The 23,009-nt window shown below is 72.8% G+C and carries 24 protein-coding genes; 20 read left to right on the top strand and 4 right to left on the bottom strand.

Features of this window, described 5'->3' with window-relative positions; genetic code table 11:
• The first annotated feature begins 309 nt into the window (after positions 1-309).
• From ACQPXG_RS17365 to ACQPXG_RS17425, 13 genes are all read left to right on the top strand, one after another.
• Positions 310-2,004 carry a CTP synthase gene (locus ACQPXG_RS17365; protein ID WP_433468732.1) on the top strand — a complete coding sequence of 565 codons (1,695 nt, stop codon included), beginning with the start codon at positions 310-312 and terminating at the stop codon, positions 2,002-2,004.
• Positions 2,001-2,648 carry an NUDIX domain-containing protein gene (locus ACQPXG_RS17370; protein WP_433468733.1) on the top strand — a complete coding sequence of 216 codons (648 nt, stop codon included), beginning with the start codon at positions 2,001-2,003 and terminating at the stop codon, positions 2,646-2,648. The genes ACQPXG_RS17365 and ACQPXG_RS17370 overlap by 4 nt, the downstream gene beginning before the upstream one ends.
• A 110-nt stretch (positions 2,649-2,758) precedes the next feature.
• A complete protein-coding gene (locus tag ACQPXG_RS17375) occupies positions 2,759-3,712 on the top strand; it encodes a site-specific tyrosine recombinase XerD (protein WP_433468734.1) in 954 nt (317 codons plus the stop codon).
• 194 nt (positions 3,713-3,906) lie between these two features.
• Positions 3,907-4,773: a ParA family protein gene (locus ACQPXG_RS17380; RefSeq protein ID WP_433469983.1), complete on the top strand. Its 867-nt coding sequence runs from the start codon at positions 3,907-3,909 to the stop codon at positions 4,771-4,773.
• 58 nt (positions 4,774-4,831) lie between these two features.
• Positions 4,832-5,473: a hypothetical protein gene (locus ACQPXG_RS17385; protein WP_433468735.1), complete on the top strand. Its 642-nt coding sequence runs from the start codon at positions 4,832-4,834 to the stop codon at positions 5,471-5,473.
• A gap of 123 nt (positions 5,474-5,596) precedes the next feature.
• Positions 5,597-6,487: a segregation and condensation protein A gene (locus ACQPXG_RS17390; protein WP_433469984.1), complete on the top strand. Its 891-nt coding sequence runs from the start codon at positions 5,597-5,599 to the stop codon at positions 6,485-6,487.
• Positions 6,480-7,055, top strand: coding sequence for an SMC-Scp complex subunit ScpB (scpB, locus tag ACQPXG_RS17395; protein WP_433468736.1), 576 nt, complete (start codon positions 6,480-6,482; stop codon positions 7,053-7,055). The genes ACQPXG_RS17390 and scpB overlap by 8 nt, the downstream gene beginning before the upstream one ends.
• A complete protein-coding gene (locus ACQPXG_RS17400) occupies positions 7,052-7,783 on the top strand; it encodes a pseudouridine synthase (protein ID WP_433468737.1) in 732 nt (243 codons plus the stop codon). Before scpB ends, ACQPXG_RS17400 begins: the two co-directional genes overlap by 4 nt.
• Before the next feature lie 29 nt (positions 7,784-7,812).
• The gene (aroH, locus tag ACQPXG_RS17405) at positions 7,813-8,175 is read left to right on the top strand and encodes a chorismate mutase (protein WP_433468738.1); all 363 of its coding nucleotides are present in this window, start codon (positions 7,813-7,815) and stop codon (positions 8,173-8,175) included.
• Positions 8,176-8,299: 124 nt separating this feature from the next.
• Positions 8,300-9,391 (top strand): prephenate dehydrogenase, encoded by a 1,092-nt coding sequence (locus ACQPXG_RS17410; RefSeq protein ID WP_433468739.1) that lies wholly within the window; start codon positions 8,300-8,302, stop codon positions 9,389-9,391.
• A 135-nt stretch (positions 9,392-9,526) separates the two neighbouring features.
• Positions 9,527-10,189, top strand: coding sequence for a (d)CMP kinase (cmk, locus tag ACQPXG_RS17415; RefSeq protein WP_433468740.1), 663 nt, complete (start codon positions 9,527-9,529; stop codon positions 10,187-10,189).
• A 36-nt stretch (positions 10,190-10,225) separates the two neighbouring features.
• Complete coding sequence (gene der / locus ACQPXG_RS17420; protein WP_433468741.1) at positions 10,226-11,611, top strand: ribosome biogenesis GTPase Der; 1,386 nt, start codon at positions 10,226-10,228, stop codon at positions 11,609-11,611.
• 176 nt (positions 11,612-11,787) lie between these two features.
• The gene (locus tag ACQPXG_RS17425) at positions 11,788-11,991 is read left to right on the top strand and encodes a hypothetical protein (protein WP_433468742.1); all 204 of its coding nucleotides are present in this window, start codon (positions 11,788-11,790) and stop codon (positions 11,989-11,991) included.
• Here the strand turns inward: ACQPXG_RS17425 and ACQPXG_RS17430 are convergent.
• Entirely contained in the window at positions 11,988-12,593 is a 606-nt protein-coding gene (locus tag ACQPXG_RS17430; RefSeq protein ID WP_433468743.1) for a hypothetical protein, read from the bottom strand. The two genes, ACQPXG_RS17425 and ACQPXG_RS17430, sit on opposite strands and share 4 nt — an antisense overlap.
• Before the next feature lie 92 nt (positions 12,594-12,685).
• Here ACQPXG_RS17430 and ACQPXG_RS17435 point away from each other — a divergent pair, with 92 nt between their 5' ends.
• The 4 genes from ACQPXG_RS17435 to ACQPXG_RS17450 all read left to right on the top strand — a co-directional run bounded on the left by ACQPXG_RS17435 (position 12,686) and on the right by ACQPXG_RS17450 (position 16,433).
• Complete coding sequence (locus ACQPXG_RS17435; protein WP_433468744.1) at positions 12,686-13,816, top strand: nucleoside 2-deoxyribosyltransferase domain-containing protein; 1,131 nt, start codon at positions 12,686-12,688, stop codon at positions 13,814-13,816.
• A gap of 154 nt (positions 13,817-13,970) precedes the next feature.
• Positions 13,971-14,378, top strand: a complete 408-nt coding sequence (locus ACQPXG_RS17440) for a TOBE domain-containing protein (RefSeq protein ID WP_433468745.1) — start codon at positions 13,971-13,973, stop codon at positions 14,376-14,378.
• A 187-nt stretch (positions 14,379-14,565) separates the two neighbouring features.
• A complete protein-coding gene (locus ACQPXG_RS17445; protein ID WP_433469985.1) occupies positions 14,566-15,351 on the top strand; it encodes an ABC transporter permease in 786 nt (261 codons plus the stop codon).
• Positions 15,348-16,433, top strand: coding sequence for an ABC transporter ATP-binding protein (locus tag ACQPXG_RS17450; protein ID WP_433468746.1), 1,086 nt, complete (start codon positions 15,348-15,350; stop codon positions 16,431-16,433). Before ACQPXG_RS17445 ends, ACQPXG_RS17450 begins: the two co-directional genes overlap by 4 nt.
• A gap of 6 nt (positions 16,434-16,439) precedes the next feature.
• On the opposite strand, the gene ACQPXG_RS17455 is transcribed toward ACQPXG_RS17450, so the two are convergent.
• The gene (locus ACQPXG_RS17455) at positions 16,440-16,577 is read right to left on the bottom strand and encodes a hypothetical protein (protein WP_433468747.1); all 138 of its coding nucleotides are present in this window, start codon (positions 16,575-16,577) and stop codon (positions 16,440-16,442) included.
• 34 nt (positions 16,578-16,611) lie between these two features.
• Here ACQPXG_RS17455 and ACQPXG_RS17460 point away from each other — a divergent pair, with 34 nt between their 5' ends.
• The 3 genes from ACQPXG_RS17460 (at position 16,612) to soxR (ending at position 19,817) form a co-directional block, all read left to right on the top strand.
• Entirely contained in the window at positions 16,612-18,429 is a 1,818-nt protein-coding gene (locus tag ACQPXG_RS17460) for a phosphoenolpyruvate carboxykinase (GTP) (protein ID WP_433468748.1), read from the top strand.
• Positions 18,430-18,627: 198 nt separating this feature from the next.
• On the top strand, positions 18,628-19,206 hold the full coding sequence (locus ACQPXG_RS17465; protein ID WP_433468749.1) for an HdeD family acid-resistance protein: 579 nt from the start codon (positions 18,628-18,630) through the stop codon (positions 19,204-19,206).
• Between the two features lie 50 nt (positions 19,207-19,256).
• Positions 19,257-19,817, top strand: coding sequence for a redox-sensitive transcriptional activator SoxR (gene soxR, locus ACQPXG_RS17470; protein ID WP_433468750.1), 561 nt, complete (start codon positions 19,257-19,259; stop codon positions 19,815-19,817).
• A gap of 23 nt (positions 19,818-19,840) precedes the next feature.
• Here soxR and ACQPXG_RS17475 read toward each other — a convergent pair whose 3' ends face one another.
• Positions 19,841-22,240, bottom strand: a complete 2,400-nt coding sequence (locus ACQPXG_RS17475; RefSeq protein WP_433468751.1) for a glycoside hydrolase family 65 protein — start codon at positions 22,238-22,240, stop codon at positions 19,841-19,843.
• Positions 22,237-22,986 carry an HAD family hydrolase gene (locus ACQPXG_RS17480; protein WP_433468752.1) on the bottom strand — a complete coding sequence of 250 codons (750 nt, stop codon included), beginning with the start codon at positions 22,984-22,986 and terminating at the stop codon, positions 22,237-22,239. Before ACQPXG_RS17480 ends, ACQPXG_RS17475 begins: the two co-directional genes overlap by 4 nt.
• Between the last annotated feature and the right edge of the window lie 23 nt (positions 22,987-23,009).

The raw sequence follows: 23,009 nt of genomic DNA on the forward strand, positions 1-23,009 counted from the left end.
TGTGACCGTGCGGGTTCGTGGCGTGTCGCTGCGGTCGCCCGGCTCGACGGGCATGCGCGTTGCGCTCGCTGCCCTCGCTCCACGCGCCTGCCCGCGCCCCGGCTGGGGTTCGGACCCACGAAATGCCTCTCTGGGGTACGCCCTCTCCCCCCGTGACGGGGGTTCCAGGGGGTCGCCCCCTGGGCCAACAAGGCGTTTCTCGACGATGGAGGGCCCCCGAGGCCCGAAGGAGGAGAGAAATGCAATAAGCTAGAGGCCCGTGGACATGTGCGGTACCGTCCGCATCGTTTCGACCACGGGAGCGCCTTCTTGCCTTCGGCAGCCACTGGTAGGTCACGTCCTACCAAGCATCTTTTCGTCACCGGCGGTGTCGCCTCCAGCCTCGGCAAGGGACTGACGGCGTCCAGCCTCGGGCGGCTTCTCGCCCTCCGCGGCCTCCGGGTCACCATGCAGAAGCTCGACCCCTACCTCAACGTCGACCCCGGCACGATGAACCCGTTCCAGCACGGCGAGGTGTTCGTCACCGACGACGGCGCCGAGACCGACCTGGACATCGGGCACTACGAGCGGTTCCTGGACACCGAACTGCACGGGTCCGCGAACGTCACCACCGGGCAGGTCTACTCCAACGTGATCGCCAAGGAGCGGCGCGGGGAGTACCTCGGTGACACCGTGCAGGTGATCCCGCACATCACGAACGAGATCAAGGACCGGATCCGCGGGATGGCGGACGACGGGGACGTCGACATCGTCATCACCGAGGTGGGCGGGACGGTCGGCGACATCGAGTCGCTGCCGTTCCTTGAGTCGGTGCGGCAGATCCGGCACGAGATCGGCCGGGAGAACTGCTTCTTCCTGCACGTGTCGCTGCTGCCCTACATCGGCCCGTCCGGGGAGCTGAAGACCAAGCCGACGCAGCACTCGGTGGCCGCGCTGCGCTCCATCGGCATCCAGCCCGACGCGATCGTGTGCCGGTCGGACCGGCCGATCACCGACGGGCTCAAGCACAAGATCAGCCTTATGTGCGACGTGGACCGCGAGGCCGTTGTGTCGGCGGTGGACGCCGCGAGCATCTACGACATCCCGAAGGTGCTGCACTCCGAGGGCCTGGACGCCTACGTCGTGCGGCGCCTCGACCTGCCGTTCCGCGACGTCGACTGGGGCGCCTGGGACGAACTGCTGCGCCGCGTCCACAAGCCCGCCCGCGAGGTCACGATCGCGCTGGTCGGCAAGTACATCGACCTGCCCGACGCGTACCTGTCGGTCACCGAGGCGCTGCGGCACGGCGGGTTCGGCAACGACGCCAAGGTGCACATCCGCTGGGTGAAGAGCGACGACTGCGAGACGCCCGAGGGCGCCAAGCGGGAGCTGGACGGCGTGGACGGCGTGCTCATCCCCGGCGGGTTCGGGGTCCGCGGCATCGAGGGCAAGCTCGGCGCCGTCCGGCACGCCCGCGAGAACCACGTCCCGCTGCTCGGCATCTGCCTCGGCCTGCAGTGCATGGTCATCGAGGCGGCGCGGACGCTCGGCGGGCTCGCCGACGCCGGCAGCGCCGAGTTCGACGCCACCACCGAGCATCCTGTCGTCGCGACGATGGCCGACCAGATCGACGTCGTCGCCGGGGAGCGCGACATGGGCGGGACGATGCGGCTCGGCCTCTACCCGGCCGATCTCGCCGAGGGTTCCGTCGTCCGGGAGCTGTACGGGGAGGCGAAGGTGTCCGAGCGGCACCGGCACCGCTACGAGGTCAGCAACGCCTACCGCGACCGGCTGGAGCAGGCCGGGCTGCGGTTCTCCGGCCTGTCGCCGGACGGGCGCCTGGTCGAGTACGTCGAGCTGCCGCGCGAGGTGCACCCGTTCTTCGTCGGGACGCAGGCCCACCCGGAGTTCCGGTCCCGCCCGACCCGCCCGCACCCCCTGTTCACCGGCCTCGTCGCCGCCGCCATCGACTACGCCGAGGTGCGCGCGGACGAGGGCGAGGCGGGGACCGTGACCGCGTCATGACCGGGGACGAGGAGCTCGGGCCGGACGACGTCCGCGACCGGCCCGACCGCTGGAACGTCGTGGAGTCCTCGACGGCCTTCCAGGGGCGCGTGTTCGGCGTGCGGCGCGACCGGGTCGAGATGCCGCGCGGCGACGGCACGGAGGCCGTCGGCCGCGACGTGATCGAGCACATCGGCTCCGTCGGCGTCCTCGCCCTCGACGACCGCGACCGGGTGCTGCTGCTGCGCCAGTACCGGCACCCGGTGTCGCGGCTGCTGTGGGAGGCGCCCGCCGGGCTGCGGGACGTGGACGGCGAGCCCCTGCACAAGCTCGCCGAGCGGGAGCTGCTGGAGGAGTCCGGATACCGCGCCGAGCGCTGGGACACCCTGCTCGACGTGTTCCCCTCGCCCGGCATGACCGACGAACGGGTCCGGATCTTCCTCGCCCGCGGTCTGACCGAGGTGCCCGCCGACCAGATCGACTTCGAGCGCGTCCACGAGGAGGCGGACATGCCGGTCGTGTGGGTGCCGCTGGACGAGGCGGTCCGCAAGGTGTTCGCCGGTGAGCTGCACAACATGATCGCCTGCATGGGGGTCCTCGCCGTGCACGCGGCGCGGGCGTCCGGGTTCGGTGATCTGCGGCCGGTCGACGCGCCGGAGGACTGAGCCGGATGAGGTCCCCCTCCGGCGCGCGGAGGGGGCATGATGGGCGGGTCCCGGAGCCCACGGCCGGAAGAGGTGCCGCCCTGTCCCCGAGCCCGTCCCCCCGGAGCGCCGTGTCCGACGCGGGCGCGGGCTCCGCGCTCGACTCCGCGGTGCGCGCCTATCTGGGGCATCTGGCCGTCGAGCGGGGCCTCGCCGCCAACACGCTCAGCTCCTACCGCCGTGACCTGCGCCGCTACATGCGGGTGCAGGACGGGCGGGGCCGCACCGCGATCGGGGAGATCACCGAGGACGACGTCCGCGCCTTCCTGGTGGGCCTGCGGGAGGGCGACGCGGACCACCCGCCGCTGTCGGCGGGCTCGGCGGCGCGGGCGCTCGTCGCCGTGCGGGGCCTGCACCGGTTCGCGCTGCGCGAGGGCCTCGCCGCCGCCGATCCCGCGCACGACGTCAAGCCGCCGACGCCGCCGCGCCGGCTGCCGAAGGCCATCTCGCTGGACGAGGTCGAGCGGCTGCTCGCCGCCGTCACCGGGCCGTCCGGCGGCGACTCCGGCGCCGCCCGGGGCCTGCGCGACCGCGCGCTGCTGGAGCTGCTCTACGGGTCGGGCGCGCGCATCTCCGAGGCGGTCGGCCTGGACGTCGACGACCTCGACCTGCGGGACGGGTTCGCGCGCGTCGCGGGCAAGGGCGGCAAGGCCCGGGTCGTGCCCATCGGCGACTACGCCCGCGAGGCCGTGGACGCCTACCTGGTGCGGGCCCGCCCCGAGCTGGCCGGGGCCGGGCGCGGCGGCCCGGCGCTGTTCCTGAACGCGCGCGGCGGGCGGCTCTCGCGGCAGGGCGCGTGGATGGTGCTGCGCGCCGCCGCGGACCGGGCGCAGCTGTCGGAGGTGTCCCCGCACACGCTGCGGCACTCGTTCGCCACGCACCTGCTGGACGGGGGAGCCGACGTCCGCGTCGTCCAGGAGCTGCTCGGGCACGCCTCCGTCACGACCACACAGGTCTACACCCTCGTCACGGTCCAGTTGCTGCGCGAGGTGTACGCCACGTCGCATCCGCGCGCGAGGAACTGAACGCCGGGGACGTGCGCCGGGGGACGAATCGGACCATCCGCCGCGGCGACAAATCCCGACGTTCGGCGCGCGTCGGCTTGAGCGACGGGGTGGACGGCCCTAGAGTCCCCGTTCTGGATGGCATTTCCGGGCCGCCGGGGAGGGATCTGGTGACCAGCACTAACGGTGCGGAAGGAGTCCTTTCCTCCGCCACCATCGAGACCGATCCGAGCCGGGCCCTCGGGCCTACTCAGCGACCCGTGCCGGTGTTCCCGGAGCCGGAACCCCTGGCCGAGCACGGGCCCGCGCGGATCGTCGCCGTCTGCAACCAGAAGGGCGGCGTCGGCAAGACCACCACGACGATCAACCTGGGCGCCGCGCTCGCCGAGTACGGCCGCCGCATCCTGCTCGTCGACTTCGACCCGCAGGGCGCCCTGTCGGTCGGCCTCGGCAAGGGCGACCCGCGCCAGCTCGACGTGACGATCCACAACCTGCTGCTCGAACGCGACACCGAGTGGGAGGACGTCGTCATCGAGACCGGCGTCGACGGGATGGACCTGCTGCCGAGCAACATCGACCTGTCCGGCGCCGAGGTCCAGCTCGTCCACGAGGTGGGCCGCGAGTACATCCTGCAGGGCGTGCTGAAGTCGGCCGTCGACCACTACGACTACATCCTCATCGACTGCCAGCCGTCGCTCGGCCTGCTCACCGTCAACGCGCTGGCCGCCAGCGAGGGCGTGCTGATCCCGCTGGAGTGCGAGTACTTCGCGATGCGCGGCGTCGCGCTGCTGATGGAGACCATCGAGAAGGTGCAGGGCCGGATCAACCCGAACCTGGTCATCGACGGAGTCCTCGGCACCATGTACGACTCGCGGACGCTGCACACCCGCGAGGTGCTCGGGCGGATCGTCGAGGCGTTCGGCGACAAGGTCTTCCACACCGTGATCAACCGCACGGTGCGGTTCCCCGACGCGACGGTCGCCGGCGAGCCGATCACCTTCTTCGACCCGAGCTCGATGGGCGCGAACGCGTACCGGAGCCTGGCGCGGGAGGTGCTCCTCAGGTGGGCGGAGACCGAGTGACCCCGTCGGGCACCCCTAACCCCCCGGAAACCCGGGAGTTCCCCGCTGGAGTGTGCACATGGGCCACCCCCCGCCGCTGCCCTACGACCCGCCGCCCGGCGGCGCCCTCCCGCCTCCCAGGCCCGCCCGGGGGCCGGGGACGCTGGTCATCGTGCTGGTCGCCGCGGTCGTCGCCGTCCTCCTCGTGATCGGCGTCCTCGCGGGCTACCTCGTGGCCACCGGCGGCGACGGGGACGACCCCGCGCCCGCCTCGGCCGGCCCGGTCGACCTGCGCGAACCGCTGACGTTCAAGCTGGTCGCGCAGGTGTCCGCCGCACCGTGCACGGGCGGGGCCGTCACCGTCGACGGCGCCTCCGAGTGCTACACGTTCGGCTCCGACGAGCTGACCGTCCGCCGGCTGGAAGGGATCAGGGCGGTGCCGCCCGACCCGGCGCGGGGCAGCCCTGCCTGGACCGTGCGGCTGAGGCTGACCTCGGCGGACGCGCCCCGGTTCGGTGAGCTGACCGGCAAGGCCGCGCAGGCGTTCGCGGACCGGCTGCCGGCGGGCCGGATGGGCATGCTCGTCGGCGGCACGCTGGTCTCGGAGCCCGCGCAGGTGATGCAGGCCATCTCCGGCGGCCAGGTCGACGTCCAAGGGCCGGCCGACAGGTTCACCCGCGCCTACGCGGACGGCCTCGTCCGGCGGCTGGCCGGGTCGTAGCGCGCCCGCCCCCGGACGTCCCGTCACCGCTCGTGATCGTCCGTGGTGCGAGCGCACGCCGGGCATGGGACGATGAGGCCGGTGAGCACAGCGCGGGAGGAGTCGTCCGCTACCGTGAGCGACGTGGACGACACGTCGCCCGAGCCGGGGCGGGAGGCCGAGGAGGAGCAGGGTTTCCGCGTCCACCTGGACAACTTCGAGGGACCGTTCGACCTGCTGCTCGGGCTGATCTCCAAGCACAAGCTCGACATCACCGAGGTGTCGCTGCACAAGGTCACCGACGACTTCATCGCGCACATCCGCTCGCACGGCGCGGACTGGGACCTCGACCAGGCCAGCCACTTCCTGCTGGTCGCCGCGACCCTGCTGGACCTGAAGGCCGCCCGGCTGCTGCCGTCCGGCGAGGTCGACGACGAGGAGGACCTGGCGCTGCTGGAGGCCCGCGACCTGCTGTTCGCGCGGCTGCTGCAGTACCGCGCCTACAAGGAGGTCGCGCAGGTGATCGCCGGGCGCATCGCCGACGCGAGCCGGCGGTTCCCGCGCCTGGTGCCGATGGAGCCGCGGTTCGCCGGCCTGCTGCCGGAGGTGCTGCTCGGCCTCGGCCCGGACGAGTTCGCCCGGCTCGCCGCCAAGGCGTTCACGCCGAAGGCGCCGCCGTCGGTGTCGGTCGAGCACATGTACCAGCCGAAGGCCAGCGTCAAGGAGCAGGCCGCGATCGTCGTGGAGCGGCTGCGCCGGCTGCGCCGGACGACGTTCCGCGTCCTGGCGGCGGACGCCGAGGGCACCTACGAGGTCGTCGCGCGGTTCCTGGCGCTGCTGGAGCTGTACCGGGAGCAGGCCGTCACGTTCGAGCAGGACGCGCCCCTCGGCGAGCTGCACGTGACCTGGACCGGAACCGACGAGGGCGACGTCGACGTCGGCGACGACTACGAGGGCGTCCCCAAGAAGGACGAGGGCGACGAGGCCCGCCGGAAGGACGAGGCCGGCCGGAAGGACGAGGGAGACGATGACTGAGGAACCCGGCGCGGACGCGCCGGAGCTTCCGGCGCTGCGCGCCTCGATCGAGGCGATCCTGCTGGTGGTGGACGAGCCGGTCACCGAGATGACGCTGGCGCAGCTGCTGGAGCGTCCCCGCGGCGAGGTCGCCGGGACGCTGCGGGAGCTGGCCGCGGAATACACCGAGCAGGGCCGCGGGTTCGATCTCAGGGAGGTCGCCGGCGGATGGCGGTTCTACACCCGGGACGTGTGCGCCCCGGTGGTGGAGCGGTTCGTCACCGACGGGCAGCAGGCGCGGCTCACCCAGGCCGCGCTGGAGACGCTCGCCGTCGTCGCCTACCGGCAGCCGGTGAGCCGGGCCCGGGTGTCGGCGATCCGCGGGGTCAACAGCGACGGCGTCATGCGGACCCTGACGCTGCGCGGCCTGATCGAGGACGCCGGCCAGGACCCCGAGTCGCAGGCGCACCTCTACCGGACCACCGGGTACTTCCTGGAACGACTGGGCCTGCGCGATCTCGGCGAGCTCCCCGAACTCGCCCCCTACCTGCCCGATGACCTGCCAGATGACATAGTTGAGGACACGTGAGTGACAACGAGGGCGTGCGGTTGCAGAAGGTCCTGGCCGAGGCCGGGATCGGCAGCCGCCGCCACTGCGAGGAGCTGATCGGCGAGGGCCGCGTCACCGTCGACGGGAAGAAGGTGTTCCGGTTCGGCGAGCGCGTCGACCCTCAGCGCGCCGTCATCCACGTGGACGGCAAGCGGGTCGAGACCCGGTCCGAGATGCGCTACTACGCGATCAACAAGCCGCGCGGCGTGGTGTCCACGATGTCGGACGAGCGGGGCCGCAAGTCCCTCGCCGACTACGTGGAGGTCCCCGAGCGGCTCTTCCACGTCGGCCGGCTCGACACCGACACCGAGGGGCTGATCCTGCTCACCAACGACGGGGAGCTGTCGCACCGGCTCACCCACCCGTCCTTCGGCGTGAGCAAGACCTACCTTGCGGAGATCCATGGGCCGATCCCGCGGGACCTCGGCAGGCGCCTGAGGGCCGGGGTGACGCTGGACGACGGGCCCGCCAAGGCCGACAGGTTCCGCATCTTCGACCAGGTCGGCCGGCGCGTCCTCGTCGAGATCACGCTGCACGAGGGGCGCAAGCACATCGTCCGGCGGCTGCTGAAGGAGGTCGGCTTCCCTGTCCAGCAGCTCGCCCGCATAGAGTTCGGGCCGATCAAGCTGGGCTCGCTGAAGCCGGGCGGGATGCGGGCGCTGACCGTGCGGGAGATCGGCGAGCTGTACAAGGCCGTCGGGCTTTAGGACACCGGACACGAGAAGGGGAGACGACTGTGGCGGTACGCGCGGTTCGTGGGGCGACGCAGATCGACGCCGACGACCGGGACCAGATCCTGGAGGCGACGACCGAGCTCGTCTCCGCGGTGATGGCACGCAACGAGCTGAGCACCGACGACGTCATCAGCGTCATCTTCACGGTGACACCGGACCTGACGGCGGAGTTCCCAGCGCTCGCCGCCCGCAAGCTCGGGTTCCACGACGTGCCGCTGCTGTGCGCGACCGAGATCGGCGTCCCCGGCTCGCTGCCCCGGGTGGTCCGGCTGATGGCGCACATCGAGACGGACCGTCCCCGCTCGGCCGTCCAGCACGTGTACCTGCGCGGCGCGACGGCGCTCCGGCTCGACATCGCGCAGTAGCGCCCGAGCGGAGCGAGGCATGCGGTGGGGCGCAGTAGCGCCCGAGCGGAGCGAGGCATGCGGTGGGGCGCAGTAGCGCCCGAGCGGAGCGAGGCAAGGTGTGGGGCGCAGTAGGGTGACGGGCGTGAGCGAGGACGTGGTGGCACGGCGCATCGTCGTGGTCGGGACGGGCCTGATCGGTACGTCGATCGCCCTGGCGATGCGGGAGCGCGGCGCCGAGGTGCTGCTGACGGACCGCGACGCGGCCGCCCTGGCGCTAGCCGTGGAGCTGGGCGCCGGCGAGGCGCTGCCGGACGGCGCGCACGAGGAGCCCGCCGACCTGGCGGTGCTGGCGGTGCCGCCCGCGGCGGTCGCGGTGACGCTGCTGGACGCGCAGAAGCGCGGGCTCGCCACCGCCTACACCGACGTGGCGAGCGTGAAGGCGCCGCCGCTGGCGCAGGCGGCCGAGCTGGGCTGCGACCTGACGACGTTCGTGGCGGGGCACCCCCTCGCCGGCAGCGAGCGGTCCGGGCCGGGCGCGGCCCGCGCCGACCTGTTCCTCGGCCGCCCCTGGGCGCTCTGCGCGACCCCGGAGGCGACTCCCGAGACGGTCCGGGCCGTCACCGGCCTCGCGACGGCGTGCGGTGCGATGCCCGTGGAGGTGGACGCCGCCGAGCACGACCGTGCCGTCGCGCTCGTCTCGCACGCCCCGCACGTGGTGTCGGCCGCGGTCGCCGCGCGGCTGACCGGCGCGGACGACGTGGCGCTGGGCCTGTCCGGGCAGGGGGTCCGGGACGTCACCCGGATCGCGGCGAGCGACCCGCGGCTGTGGATCGGCATCCTGTCGGCGAACTCCCAGCCCGTCGCGGACGTGCTGGAGGCCGTCGCCACCGACCTCGCGGTGGCCGCGTCGCTGCTGCGCGACGGCAGCGAGGAGGCCGCCGCGCACGTCGCCGACCTGCTGCTGCGCGGGAACGCGGGCCGGTCCCGCATCCCCGGCAAGCACGGCGGCGACCAGCCCGCGTACGCGACCGTCCAGGTGGTCATCCCGGACCGCCCCGGCGAGCTGGCGATGATCTTCCAGTCGGCGGGGATCGCGCAGGTCAACATCGAGGACGTGACGATCGAGCACTCCCCGGGCCGGCCGCTGGGCGTGCTGGAGCTGTCGGTCGTCCCGGAGGCCGCCGAACGCCTCGCCGCCGAGCTGCGGGCCCGCGGCTGGTCCGTGCCCGGCTAGTCCGCGGGGCCGGTAGCCTGTTTCGCCGGGGCTTGTCCCGGGGACTCCCGCGCGCCGGCGCGGCGACGAGCGCCGCCCGATTCGCCCGCCGATCCGTCGTCGGCGGGCGCTCCGACGATCAGAGAGGGAGCGACCGTGCCGCTCGTCATCGCCATGGACGGCCCGTCCGGGTCGGGCAAGTCCAGCGCGTCCAAGGGCGTCGCCCGCGCGCTCGGGCTGCGGTACCTGGACACCGGTGCCATGTACCGCGCCGTCACCTGGTGGATGCTCGACAACGGCGTGCCGGTCGAGGACGGTGTCGCCGTGGCGGCCCGCGCCCTGGAGCCGGCGATCGAGTCGGGCACCGACCCGGACGCGCCGGCGATCACGGTGGACGGGGTGGACGTGTCCGGCCCGATCCGCAACCGCGAGGTGACGAACGCGGTCAGCGCCGTCAGCTCCGTCCCGGCGGTCCGCACGCGGCTCGTGGAGCTGCAGCGGGAGATCATCGGGGCCGGCGGCATCGTGGTCGAGGGGCGCGACATCGGCACGGTCGTCGCGCCGGACGCTCCGGTGAAGGTGTACCTGACGGCCAGCGAGGAGGCGCGGGCGGCGCGCCGCGCGAAGGACCTCGCCGCCGACCCGGGCGCGTCGGTGACCGTCACGCAGGCCGAGCAGGCCCGGCGGGACCGGCTCGACTCGACCCGCAAGGCGTCGCCGCTGACCAAGGCGGCGGACGCGTACGAGATCGACTCGACCGAGCTGAGCCTCGCCGAGGTCGTCGAGGCGGTCGTCCGCCTCGCCAAAGCGCACGAGTAGCGGGCCGCCTGACGGCTCCCGCCGGGGAATGTGACAGTGAGCGAATACGAGATCGAAACGGTGGACGTCGTCGAGGACGTCGCCGGGGACGCGGCGCCCGCGCCGGTCGTCGCCGTGGTGGGACGGCCGAACGTCGGCAAGTCAACCTTGGTCAACCGGATCCTCGGCCGCCGCGAGGCCGTCGTGGAGGACGTCCCGGGCGTGACCCGCGACCGGGTCGCCTATGACGCGGCGTGGAGCGGCCGCCGCTTCACGGTCGTCGACACCGGCGGCTGGCTGCCGGACTCGTCCGGCCTGGCCGCGGCGATCGCCGAGCAGGCTCGGCTGGCGGTCGACCTGGCCGACGTCGTGATGTTCGTCGTCGACGCGACGGTGGGCGCCACGGACGTGGACGAGGCCGTGGTGGAGATCCTGCGCCGGTCCGGCAAGCCCGTGGTGCTGGTCGCCAACAAGGTCGACAACGCGGGCGCCGAGTCCGACGCTGCGCTGCTGTGGTCGCTCGGCATCGGCGAGCCGTACCCGGTGAGCGCGCTGCACGGGCGCGGCAGCGGCGACCTGCTCGACGCCGTGCTGGACGCGCTGCCGGAGGAGCCCCCGGCGGAGATGTTCGGCGAGACGGGCGGGCCGCGCCGGGTGGCGCTTCTCGGCCGTCCCAACGTCGGCAAGTCGAGCCTGCTGAACCAGCTGGCGGGGGAGGCCCGCGCCGTCGTGGACTCGGTGGCGGGGACGACCCGCGACCCGGTCGACGAGCTCATCGAGCTGGGCGGCAGGACGTGGCGGTTCATCGACACCGCCGGGATCCGGCGGCGGCACCGGGAGAACCAGGGCGCCGACTTCTACGCGACGCTGCGCACGCAGTCCGCGCTGGAGCGGGCCGAGGTCGCGGTGGTCCTGGTGGACGCCGACCAGCCGCTCGCCGAGCAGGACCTGCGGATCATCTCCATGGTGATCGAGTCGGGCCGGTCCCTGGTCATCGCCTACAACAAGTGGGATCTGCTGGACGAGGAGCGCCGCCACTACCTGGAGCGCGAGATCGACCGGCAGCTGCACAACGCCCGCTGGGCGCCGCGGGTGAACATCTCCGCCAAGACCGGCCGGCACATGGAGAAGCTGGTGCCGGGCATCGAGACGGCGCTGGAGGGCTGGGGCACCCGCGTCCCGACGTCCAAGCTGAACCAGTTCTTCGCCGACCTGGTGAACTCCCATCCGCACCCGGTGCGGGGCGGCAAGCAGCCGCGCGTGCTGTTCGCGACGCAGGCGGGGGTGCGGCCGCCGCGGTTCGTGCTGTTCACGTCCGGGTTCCTGGAGGAGGGCTACCGGCGGTTCATCGAGCGGCGGCTGCGGGAGGAGTTCGGGTTCGCCGGGACGCCGCTCGACATCGCCATGAAGATCCGCGAAAAGCGCGGCAAGAGCAAGAAGTAGCGGAAATTTTCGGCCGGCGGCCCGCCGGGGATCTTTCCCCGGCGGGCCGCGGCATGACAAGATGCCCGTGCGGGCCGTGAGTAAGTCTTCCATTACTCGCTCATCCCGTGGCGGACACATGTTCTCGTCCGGGTGACCGGGTCCCCCGGACACCGGGCGCGGTCGAGGGGTGCGACGTGAAGCTCTTGCTGCTCATCTCCGTTGCCGTCGTCTGCGTGGCGCTCAGCTTCACGTGGCGGGAGCCGTGGATCGGCGGCGTCGGACTGCTGGTCGCCTTCGTCGCCATGTTCACCGACCGTGACGATGTGCGGCTGGACGAGGAGCGCGGCAGCTACGAGACCACCAAGTCCGTCCGCAACATGCGGGGCCGGAACCGCTAGCGGTCGTAGCGTGTCTCGCCCGCGACGTGCTGGTCGCCGGCGGGCGGCGGTCCCTGCCCGGGCGGGTTCTCCCGCGCGTACCGCCCGTAGACGAGCGGTTGCGTGGTGTTGGATCCGCCCTGTTCGGGCTCGTCCAGCAGTGCCCGTTCGCGGACGCCGACCACCGCGAACCGGCCGAGTGCGAGCGCGGCGAGGAACACGATGACGACGCCGAGCCCGGTGAACCCGGCGAGCTGCTCGGCGACATGCCGGCCTTCGCCCGTGCCGAGCGGCGCGCCGACCCCGGGGACGTCCCAGAGCGTGGCGACGGGCGGGCCGACGGCGAACCAGGCGCCGCCGAGCGCGGCGAGCCACGCGCCGAACATCGCGAACGCGCGGTTCGCGCTGAAGAGTACGATCAGGCCGCCCAGTGCGGCGGCGGCCCCGGGAGCGATGCTCAGCTGAAGCCGGTCGGTGTTGTAGACCCAGGTGTCGTCCGGCGCGAAGCCGAAGTCGAAATAGGGGCCGGCGAAGGGCAGCAGGCCGCCCCACAGGCCCAGCAGGATCAGCAGGAATCCGCTGAAGCCGCCGCGGGAGCGTGGTACGCGCATGGTCCCAGTCATGATCATTCCTCCTGACCGGGCGTGTGATTCTGTTTTGAATCACCGTTTACCCGTACATGGCCGATCCACACGGCCCGTGAGAGGCGCACCGCATGGAGAACGAGATCACCGTCGTCTACGCGCGCGAGGAACCGCCGGACCGGTGGGACGCCGCCGTCTTCCTCGCCGGGCCCACGCCCCGGACGCGCGGGGTCGCGTCCTGGCGCCCGGACGCGGTCGCCGAGCTGCGCGGCCGGTGGCGCGGCGGCGGACGGCTCGTGGTGTTCGTCCCCGAGCACCGGCTCGACCGCTACGGCGACTACGACGGTCAGATCGAGTGGGAGGAGCGCTGCCTGCACCTGTCCGACGAGGTCGTCTTCTGGGTCCCGCGCGAGATCGAGACGATGCCCGCGTTCACCACGAACGTGGAGTGGGGGATGTGGCACGACAGCGGCCGGGTGGTGTTCGGCGCGCCGCCGGACGCGCCGCGGAACCGCTACCTGCTGCACTACGCGACGAAGTTCGGTGTCCCGGCGGCGACCGATCTGCGGGACACGGTCGCGGCGGCGCTGCGCCGGATCGGTACGGGCGCGTCCCGGACGGGCGGCGAACGGGAGATCCCGCTGCTCCTCTGGCGTGACGCGGCGTTCCAGAGCTGGTACGCGGGCCAGCGGGAGGCGGGCGACGTCCTGCTCGGCGCGCGGGTGGTGTTCCGGTTCGGCGTGTGCTGGGGCCTGCACGTCCGCGTCCGGGTGGCCGCCGAGGATCGGGTCAAGGACAACGAGATCGTCATCGGGCGGCCGGACGTGTCGGCCGTCGTCCTCTATCGGCGTGGGGCGACGCTCGACGAGACGGAGGTCGTGCTCGTCCGGGAGTACCGGAGCCCGGGCGTGCACGGGTACGTCCACGAGCTGCCGGGAGGGTCGGGGGCGGGTGGCGCGTCCGAGGTCGCGCTCGCGGAGGTCGCCGAGGAGACCGGGCTGGCGCTGGAGCCGGAGCGGCTGCGCGCGCACGGGAGCCGGCAGGTGACCGCCACGCTGTCCACGCACCGGGTGCACCTGTACTCCGCCGAGGTCTCGGCGGACGAGGTGGCGCTGCTCCGGGCCTCCGGGCCGCACGGGGTGGCGGCGGACGGCGAGCGCACCGAGGTCGGGGTGTCCGACTTCGGGCGGATCAGGCGGGAGCGGCGGGTGGACGCGGCGAACCTCGGCATGATCGCCGAGGTTCTGCTGGAGACATGCTGACCCGGGCGGCCGCGCGTCACCATGAGGGCGCCGAGAGCAGCCGCGAGCGAAGCTCGCCGTCCCGCATCCGCAGGGAGGCTTGCTTGAAGACCTTGCAGATTCGGGTCTAGGACCGCGCTTTTCCTGGCATCTGCGGATCGCTAGGCTTGGCCGCGTGACCACGTTCAGGATCAGCGAGGCCGCCGCGCTTCTCGGGGTCAGCGCGGACACCGTGCGCCGCTGGGTGGACGGCGGCCGGCTCCCGGCGTCCCGGGACGAGCACGGCCACCGGCGGGTGCCGGGGGCCGATCTCGCCGCCTTCGTGCGCGACCAGGCGCGCGAGGGCGGGCCGTCCGGTCAGGCCGAGCGGTTCTCCTCGGCGCGCAATCGGCTCCGGGGGATCGTCACCGAGGTCGTGCGGGACGGCGTGATGGCGCAGGTGGAGATCCAGGCGGGGCCTTTCCGGGTGGTGTCGCTGATGAGCCGCGAGGCCGCCGACGACCTCGGCCTGCGGGCGGGGGTCGTAGCCGACGCGGTGGTGAAGTCGACGAACGTCGTGGTCGAGGTGCCGGACCCGGGCTGACGCCCGGTCCGTCGAGGAGGATCGTGATCAAGCGCACTGCGCTCGCCGAGGAGTTCATCGGGCCGGTGCCCGGGAGCCGGGGCAAGGCGGCGCTGAGCGGGGCGGGTTTCGAGGCGCCGTGAGACCGGCGCCGAGGGCGCTCCGGCGGGCGCGGGGGGCCGCCTCCCCGCGGCGGGAGGCCGACCGGCTGCCGGGGCGGCCGCCGTGGATCCTGCTGCTGCCCGCGCTGGCCGGGCTCGCGTTCCTGGTGCTGCCGCTGCTCGGGCTGCTGGCGCGGGCGCCGTGGTCGACGCTCGGCACCCGCCTCATGGAGGCGCAGGTGCTGGACGCGTTGCGGCTCTCGCTGCTCACGGCCACCCTCGCGACCTGCCTGTGCCTGCTGTTCGGCGTCCCGCTGGCCTGGGTGCTCGCCCGGGTCCGGTTCCCCGGCGTCCGGCTCGTCCGGGCGCTGGTGACGGTTCCGCTGGTGCTCCCGCCCGTCGTCGGCGGCGTCGCGCTGCTGCTCGCGCTCGGGCGGCGCGGGCTGATCGGCGGATGGGTGGACGACACGTTCGGCATCACGTTCCCGTTCACCACCGCGGGCGTGGTCCTCGCCGAGACGTTCGTCGCGATGCCGTTCCTGGTGATCAGCGTGGAGGGCGCGCTGCGCGCCGCCGACCTGCGTTACGAGGAGGCCGCCGCCACCCTCGGCGCCGGCCGCTGGACGATCTTCCGGCGGGTCACGCTGCCGCTCGTCGCGCCCGGCGTCGCGGCCGGGGCGATCCTGTGCTGGGCGCGGGCGCTCGGGGAGTTCGGCGCGACGATCACCTTCGCCGGCAACTTCCCCGGCCGGACGCAGACGATGCCGCTGGCGGTGTACCTGGCGCTGGAGACCGACCCGCAGGCGGCGATCGTCCTCAGCCTGGTCCTGCTCGCCGTCTCGGTCCTCGTCCTGGCCGCCCTCCGGGACCGCTGGATGGACACCGCGAGATGAGCGGAGCGGACCGGGAGGTGGTCCCGGCGGAGGGCGGGAGCCGCGGACTGGACGCGCGGCTCGTCGTGCGGCGCGCCGCGTTCGACCTCGATCTCGCGCTCACCGCCCGGCCGGGCGAGGTCGTGGCGCTGCTCGGCCCGAACGGCGCGGGCAAGAGTACGGCGCTGCGCGCGCTGGCCGGGCTCGTCCCGATGGCGGGCGGGCACGTCCGGGTGGACGGCGAAGACCTGCGCGCGCTGCCGCCCGACCGCCGCGGCATCGGCATGGTCTTCCAGGACTACCTGCTGTTCCCGCACCTCAGCGCGCTGGAGAACGTCGCCTTCGGGCCGCGTTGCCAGGGCACCGGCCGCCGCGCCGCCCGCCGGATCGCCGCGGAGTGGCTGGCGCGGGTCGGGCTCGCGGAGCACGCGTCCGCCCGTCCCCGGGCCCTGTCGGGCGGGCAGGCGCAGCGGGTCGCGCTGGCCCGCGCGCTGGCGGTCGACCCCGGGCTGCTCCTGCTGGACGAGCCGCTCGCCGCCCTGGACGCCCACACCCGGCTGGAGATCCGGGCCGCGCTGCGCCGCCACCTCGCCGGGTTCTCCGGTGCCGCGGTGCTCGTCACCCATGACCCGCTGGACGCGATGGTGCTGGCCGACCGCATCGTCGTCGTCGAGGGCGGCCGGCTCGTCCAGGAGGGGACTCCCGCCGACGTCGCGCGCCGCCCCCGCACCGGCTACGTCGCGCGCCTGGTCGGGCTGAACCTGTACCGGGGACGGGCCGAGGCGGGCACGGTCACGATCGGTGACGGCGCCGCCACCCTCGACAGTGTGGACTCGCTCGACGGTGAGGTCTTCCTGGCCTTCGCGCCATCCTCGGTGGCGCTGTACCGGACGCGTCCCGACGGCAGCCCCCGCAACCTCTGGCGGACCCGCGTCGCCGCGGTCGAACGCCACGGGGATCGAGTCCGGGTGCGGTTGTCCGGCCCGCCTTTCGACGCTGTCGCGGACGTGACTCCGGCCGCCGTCGCGGAGCTCCAATTGTCGGAGGGCAGCGCGATTTGGGCGGCCGTGAAGGCCACCGAAACCCACGTTTACCCAGCTTGAACGGGTTCACGCCGGGGGCGGGACGCGCCCCGCGGCCCGCCCCCGTATCCAGGTGATATCAATCACAAAAGCGGGCAGGAAGGCCCAAAGGCCGACGGGATTGGTCCAGACCAAATGGCCAAAAAGACGGGTGTTGTTCATCATGCAAACATCCTGCGAACAGCTGAAGGAGTTGCCCGTGTCCAACCAGGTCCCCGGCCTCGACCAGGCCCCTACCGGCCACCCCGAACTGATTGAGTGGGTACGCGGGATCGCCGAGCTGACCAAGCCGGACCGCGTCGAATGGTGCGACGGCTCGGACGCGGAGTGGGAGCGCCTGACCGGCCTCCTCGTCGACCAGGGCACCCTCACGCGCCTCGACCCGGCCAAACGGCCGAACAGCTTCCACGCGGCCTCCGACCCCACCGACGTCGCCCGCGTCGAGGACCGGACGTTCATCTGCTCCGAGAACGAGGCCGACGCCGGACCCACCAACAACTGGGTCGCGCCCGCCGAGATGAAGGAGACCCTGGACGGTCTCTTCGACGGCTGCATGAAGGGCCGCACCATGTACGTGGTGCCCTTCTGCATGGGCCCGCTCGGCGGCACCATCTCCCAGCTGGGCGTCGAGATCACCGACTCCGCCTACGTCGCCGTGTCCATGCGGATCATGACGCGGATGGGCGGGGGCGCGCTGCGGCTCATCGAGGAGCGCGGGTCGTTCGTCAAGGCCGTCCACTCCGTCGGCGCCCCCCTGGAGCCTGGCCAGGCGGACGTGAAGTGGCCCTGCAGCTCCACGAAGTACATCACGCACTTCCCCGAGACCCGGGAGATCTGGTCCTACGGGTCCGGGTACGGCGGCAACGCGCTGCTCGGCAAGAAGTGCTACGCGCTGCGGATCGCCTCCACGATGGCGCGCGACGAGGGCTGGATGGCCGAGCACATGCTCATCCTGAAGCTCACGCCGCCCACGGGCGCGACCCGCTACGTCGCCGCCGCGTTCCCGTCGGCGTGCGGCAAGACCAACCTCGCCATGCTGGAGCCGACCATCCCCGGCTGGAACGTCGAGACGATCGGCGACGACATCGCCTGGATGCGGTTCGGCGACGACGGCCGCCTCTACGCCATCAACCCGGAGGCCGGGTTCTTCGGCGTCGCGCCCGGCACCGGCGCGAGCACCAACGCCAACGCCGTGAAGACGCTCTGGGGCAACAGCATCTTCACCAACGTGGCGCTCACCGACGACGGCGACGTGTGGTGGGAGGGCCTCACCGACGAGCCGCCCGCGCATCTGACCGACTGGAAGGGCAACGACTGGACCCCGGAGTCGGAGACCCCGGCCGCCCACCCGAACGCCCGGTTCACCACCCCGGCCGGGCAGTGCCCGATCATCGCCGACGAGTGGGAGGACCCGAAGGGCGTCCCGATCTCGGCGATCCTGTTCGGCGGCCGGCGCGCGTCCGCCGTCCCGCTCGTCACCGAGTCGTTCGACTGGCAGCACGGCGTGTTCCTCGGCGCCAACGTCGCGTCCGAGAAGACCGCCGCCGCCGAGGGCAAGGTCGGCGAGCTGCGCCGCGACCCGTTCGCGATGCTGCCGTTCTGCGGCTACAACATGGGCGACTACTTCGGCCACTGGCTGGAGATCGGCAAGGCCACCGACGCCGAGAGGCTTCCCCGGATCTACTACGTGAACTGGTTCCGCAAGAACGCCGACGGCCGGTTCATCTGGCCCGGCTTCGGCGAGAACAGCCGCGTCCTCAAGTGGATCGTCGAGCGGCTCAACGGCCGCGCCGACGCCGTCAAGTCCCCGATCGGGCACCTGCCGACCAGGGAGGCGCTGGACACCGAGGGCCTGAGCATCGACGACGCCGACCTCGACACCCTGCTGTCGGTCGACACCGAGGTGTGGAAGCAGGAGGCGGCCCTCGTCCCCGAGCACTTCGAGAAGTTCGGCGACCACATGCCGAAGGCGCTGTGGGACGAGTACCACGACCTCGTCCGCCGCCTGGACCACTAGCCGCCGGCGCCTCTCGCGCCCGTTCCCCGGCGTTTCGCCGGGGAACGGGCGCGTCTTATGTCTGCTATCACCCGAATTTGCCTAGTTTGGGGATGGGCTTGGGCATCCCGGCACGGCCGAGCGGCAAGCAGTGGGACGAGGCCCCGCCGCGGGGAAGGCGGCCGTGGGACGCGGAGGCCCGAGCCACGGGAGGCATGCATGTTCGAGCTGATGACCCGCCACTGGTGGGTCCTCGCGCTGCGCGGCGCGTTCGCGATCCTCTTCGGCATCGTGGCCTGGGCATGGCCGGGCATCACCGTCTGGGCGCTGGTCGTGCTCTTCGGCGCCTACGCGCTGGCGGACGGCGTGGTCGCGCTGGCAGAGGCGTTCCGCGGGACGACCGGAAGCCCGCGCGGCATGCTCGTGCTGTCCGGCGTCGCCGGGATCGCGCTCGGCATCGCGGCCCTGGTGTGGCCGGGCATCACCGCGTTCGTCCTGCTGATGCTGATCGCCGCGTGGGCGGTCGCGACCGGCGTCCTTGAGGTCGTCGTCGCGTTCGCGCTGCGCAAGGAGCTGAAGGGCGAGTGGGCGTACGTGCTGACCGGCGCGATCTCGGTGATCTTCGGGATCCTGCTGTTCGCGTGGCCGGTGTCCGGCGCGGTGGCGATCGTCTGGCTGATCGGGCTGTTCTCCATCCTGTTCGGCGCCGCCATGGTCGGCGCCGCGTTCCGGCTGCGCCGGCTCGGCCACGCGACGCGGGAGACCAGGCCGGGCATGGACGCCAGGGCCGTCCCGTAGCCCGGCCGCCGGAACCTCGGCCGTGGCCGGGCCCGCATAGGATGCGGTGCATGACGCGGCTGGAGCACCGGGTGCACGAACTGACCGTCGGCCAGCTCGCCGAGCGGAGCGGCGTGGCGGTCTCGGCCCTGCACTTCTACGAGTCCAAGGGCCTGATCAGCAGCCGCCGGACGGCCGGCAACCAGCGCCGGTTCAGCCGCGACACCCTCCGCCGGGTCTCGTTCATCAAGGTGTCGCAGCGCGTCGGCATCCCGCTCAGCGACATCCGCGACGCCCTCGCCACCCTTCCGGAGGAGCGCACCCCCACGGTGGCGGACTGGGCGCGCCTGTCGGAGGCGTGGCGAAGCAACCTCGACGCGCGCATCCGCCAGCTCGAACGGCTCCGCGACGACCTCACCGACTGCATCGGCTGCGGCTGCCTGTCGATCAGCAGGTGCGCGCTGGCCAACCCCTACGACCGGCTCGGCGACGAGGGACCGGGCCCGCGCCGGCTGCTCGTGCAGGACGGCGCCGGCGACGGCGCGACCCGCCCGCCCGCGGTGGAGGCGAACGGGACGGGCGCCGCGCCGCATCCGGACTGTGACGGCTGCGCGGCGGGCGCCCACGGCTAGCGGCTCCGGCCGGTGCCCGCGGGTCAGCGGCGGCGCGGATCGCGGCTGTGCGGGTCGATGCGCCGCGGCGCGGGTTCCCGCCCGGCAGGCTGGGTGGGCGCCGGACGCGCCGGGATCTGCTCGATCGGCAGCTCCACGGGCTCGTCCCCGAGGGAGAACCGCTCGCCGTGGTGCCACAGCTCGATGTCCGGGCCGTCCAGCAGCTCGTAGCGGGCCGCCTCCGCCGTCACGCCGACCTTGATCAGGCTGCCCCGGTACCGCATCCGGAACGCCAGCCGGCTGATCCCGCCGGGCAGCCGCGGCGCGAACCGGAGCCTGCCCTTGCCGGCCCGCATCCCGCCGAACCCGGCGACGAGCCCGCTCCACGCGCCCGCCATGGACGCGATGTGCAGCCCGTCGCGGGTGTTGTGGTTCAGGTCGTGCAGGTCCATCAGCGCGGTCTCGCCGAGATAGTCGTGCGCCAGCTCCAGCTGGCCCACCTCGGCGGCGACGACCGCCTGCGTCTGCGCCGACAGCGAGGAGTCGCGGACGGTCAGGCCCTCGTAGTAGGCGAAGTTGCGCTCCTTCTCCTCCTCGGTGAACGCGTCCCCGCACAGGTGCAGCGCGAGGACCAGGTCCGCCTGCTTGACGACCTGCTTGCGGTAGAGGTCGAAGTAGGGGTAGTTCAGCAGCAGCGGGTAGTGGTCGGGTTTGGTGGCCGCGAAGTCCCAGCGGGCGTGGTTGGTGAAGCTCTCGCTCTGCGGGTGGACGCCCAGCCGGTCGTCGTAGGGGATCAGCATGGCCGCCGCCGCGTCCCGCCACGACGCGGCCTCCTCGGCGTTGACCCCGAGCCGGGCGGCGCCCTCCGGATCGCGCATCGCCGTCTCGGCCGCCTCCTGCAGGTTCCGGCGCGCCATGAGGTTGGTGTAGACGTTGTTGTCCACGACCGCGCTGTACTCGTCCGGGCCGGTGATCCCGTCGATGCGGAACACGCCGCCCACGTCGTGGTGGCCGAGGCTCCGCCACAGCCGGGCCGTCTGCACCAGGATGTCCAGGCCGACCTCACGCTCGAACTGCTCGTCCCGGGTGGCGTCCACGTACCGGACGACGGCGTCGGAGATGTCGGCGTTGATGTGGAACGCCGCGGTGCCGGCGGGCCAGTAGCCCGAGCACTCGTGACCGCGGATCGTCCGCCAGGGGAACGTGGCGCCGCCCAGGCCGAGCTGGTTGGCGCGCTCCACTGCCAGCGGCAGCGTCATGTGACGCCAGGCGAGCGCGTCCGCCGCGGCGCCCGGTGAGGTGTAGGTCAGCACGGGTAGGACGAACGTCTCGGTGTCCCAGAACGTGTGCCCGTCATAGCCCGGACCGGTCAGGCCCTTGGCCGGGATCATGCGTCGTTCCGCGCGCGCGCCCGCCTGCAGGACGTGGAACAGGCCGAACCGGACCGCCTGCTGGATCTCGGCGTCGCCGTCGACCTCGACGTCCGCGCCCTCCCAGAAATCGTCGAGGTACTCGCGCTGCTCGGCCAGCAGGCCGTCCCAGCCGGTCTGCCGCGCGCCCGCCAGCGCCCCGACCACCTGGTCGTGCAGCGCGGGCCGGGACCGCCGGCTCGACCATCCGTACGCGATGTACTTCACGATGCGGAGCCGCTGGCCCGGCTCCAGCCGGGTCGCGACCGTCAGCCGCCCGACGTCCTTGGAGCTCTCGGTGTCGATCGCCATCGACTCCGGGCCCTCGATGTGGTGCGACATCCCGGCCGCCATCCGCAGCCCGCTCTGCCGCGTCCGGTGCAGCAGCAGGACCTTCGTGCCGTTGGCGACGTGCTCCTCGCTCACGAGCGGGCTGCTCAGGATCGCCGACGCCCGCGGGTCCTTGGCGCCGCCGGGCAGCGCCTCGTTGGCCACCAGCTCCGACTGGGCGACCACCCGGACCGCCGCGTCCACCGGCTCGACGTCGTAGCAGATCGCCGCCACCGCCCGCTGGGTCAGCGACACCATGCGGACCGACGTCACCCTGATCGTCTTGTCGGCCGGGGACGTCCACTCCACGTGCCGGGTGAGCGTCCCCGCCCGCATGTCGAGGGTGCGCTCATGGCGAAGGACGCGGCCGTAGCGGACGTCGAGCGGCTCGTCGTCCACCAGCAGCCGGATCACCTTGCCGTTGGTGACGTTGATGACCGTCTGGCCCGACTCCGGATAGCCGTAGGCGGTCTCGGCATGCGGCAGCGGACGCTGCTCGTAGAAGGAGTTCAGGTACGTTCCCGGCAGCCCGTGGGGCTCTCCTTCGTCCAGGTTGCCGCGCATGCCTAGATGCCCGTTGGACAGTGCGAACACCGACTCGGTCTGCGCCAGCCGGTCCAGCCGGAGTTCCGGCTCCCGCACGCACCAGGGCTCCACCGTGAACACGGGCCGGTCGGCGCTCGTCTGGCCCTCCCGCTCGGTCACTCGGCCTCCATGAGTTCGGAGAGGTCGTCGACCACCACGTCCGCGCCGTGCTCGGCGAGCGCCTTGGCATGCGCGTCGCCCACCCGGTTCACTCCGACGACGTAGGCGAACCCGCCGGCCCGCCCCGCCTGGACGCCGGCGAGCGCGTCCTCGAACACCACCGCCTTCGCCGCCGGGACGCCGAGCTCCTCGGCCCCCGCGAGGAACATGTCCGGGGCCGGCTTGCCGGGCAGATGCCGCTCGGCCGCGACCACGCCGTCCACGCGCGCGTCGAACAGGCCGGTGATGTCGACCGTCCGCAGGACCTGAACGGTGTTGGCGCTGGACGACACCACGGCCGTCTTCAGCCCGGCCTTCCGCGCCGCCCGGACGAAGTCGATCGACCCGTCGAACGTCTCGACGCCCTTCTCCTCGATGAGCTTGAGGACGAGGGCGTTCTTGCGGTTTCCGAGGCCCCGGACGGTCTCCAGCTCGGGCGGGTCGTCCGGGTCTCCCTCCGGCAGCGTGATACCGCGCGACTCCAGGAACGAGCGCGTCCCGTCCTCGCGCTTCTTGCCGTCCACGTACCGGCCGTAGTCGTTCACGGGGTCGAACTCGGTGAGCGGTTCACCGGTCCGCCGCGCGCGGTCGCGCAGGTAGCCGTCGAACATCTCCTTCCACGCCGCGGCGTGGACGGCCGCCGTCCGGGTCAGCACCCCGTCGAGATCGAAGAGACACGCCGCCGCCTCGTCCGGCAGTCCCAGCATTCGCACCCCCCTGGAGAATGTCA

The organism is Spirillospora sp. CA-128828 (assembly GCF_050945415.1).
In the GTDB taxonomy this organism is placed as follows: domain Bacteria; phylum Actinomycetota; class Actinomycetes; order Streptosporangiales; family Streptosporangiaceae; genus Spirillospora.

Bases quoted from the DNA above. Each gene is read 5' to 3' on its own strand.
- ACQPXG_RS17455 (WP_433468747.1), bottom strand. From the start codon at position 16,577: ATGATGAACAACACCCGTCTTTTTGGCCATTTGGTCTGGACCAATCCC.
- ACQPXG_RS17450 (WP_433468746.1), top strand. From the start codon at position 15,348: ATGAGCGGAGCGGACCGGGAGGTGGTCCCGGCGGAGGGCGGGAGCCGC.
- ACQPXG_RS17370 (WP_433468733.1), top strand. From the start codon at position 2,001: ATGACCGGGGACGAGGAGCTCGGGCCGGACGACGTCCGCGACCGGCCC.
- ACQPXG_RS17430 (WP_433468743.1), bottom strand. From the start codon at position 12,593: ATGACTGGGACCATGCGCGTACCACGCTCCCGCGGCGGCTTCAGCGGA.
- soxR (WP_433468750.1), top strand. From the start codon at position 19,257: ATGACGCGGCTGGAGCACCGGGTGCACGAACTGACCGTCGGCCAGCTC.
- scpB (WP_433468736.1), top strand. From the start codon at position 6,480: ATGACTGAGGAACCCGGCGCGGACGCGCCGGAGCTTCCGGCGCTGCGC.
- ACQPXG_RS17480 (WP_433468752.1), bottom strand. From the start codon at position 22,986: ATGCTGGGACTGCCGGACGAGGCGGCGGCGTGTCTCTTCGATCTCGAC.
- ACQPXG_RS17435 (WP_433468744.1), top strand. From the start codon at position 12,686: ATGGAGAACGAGATCACCGTCGTCTACGCGCGCGAGGAACCGCCGGAC.
- ACQPXG_RS17385 (WP_433468735.1), top strand. From the start codon at position 4,832: ATGGGCCACCCCCCGCCGCTGCCCTACGACCCGCCGCCCGGCGGCGCC.
- ACQPXG_RS17465 (WP_433468749.1), top strand. From the start codon at position 18,628: ATGTTCGAGCTGATGACCCGCCACTGGTGGGTCCTCGCGCTGCGCGGC.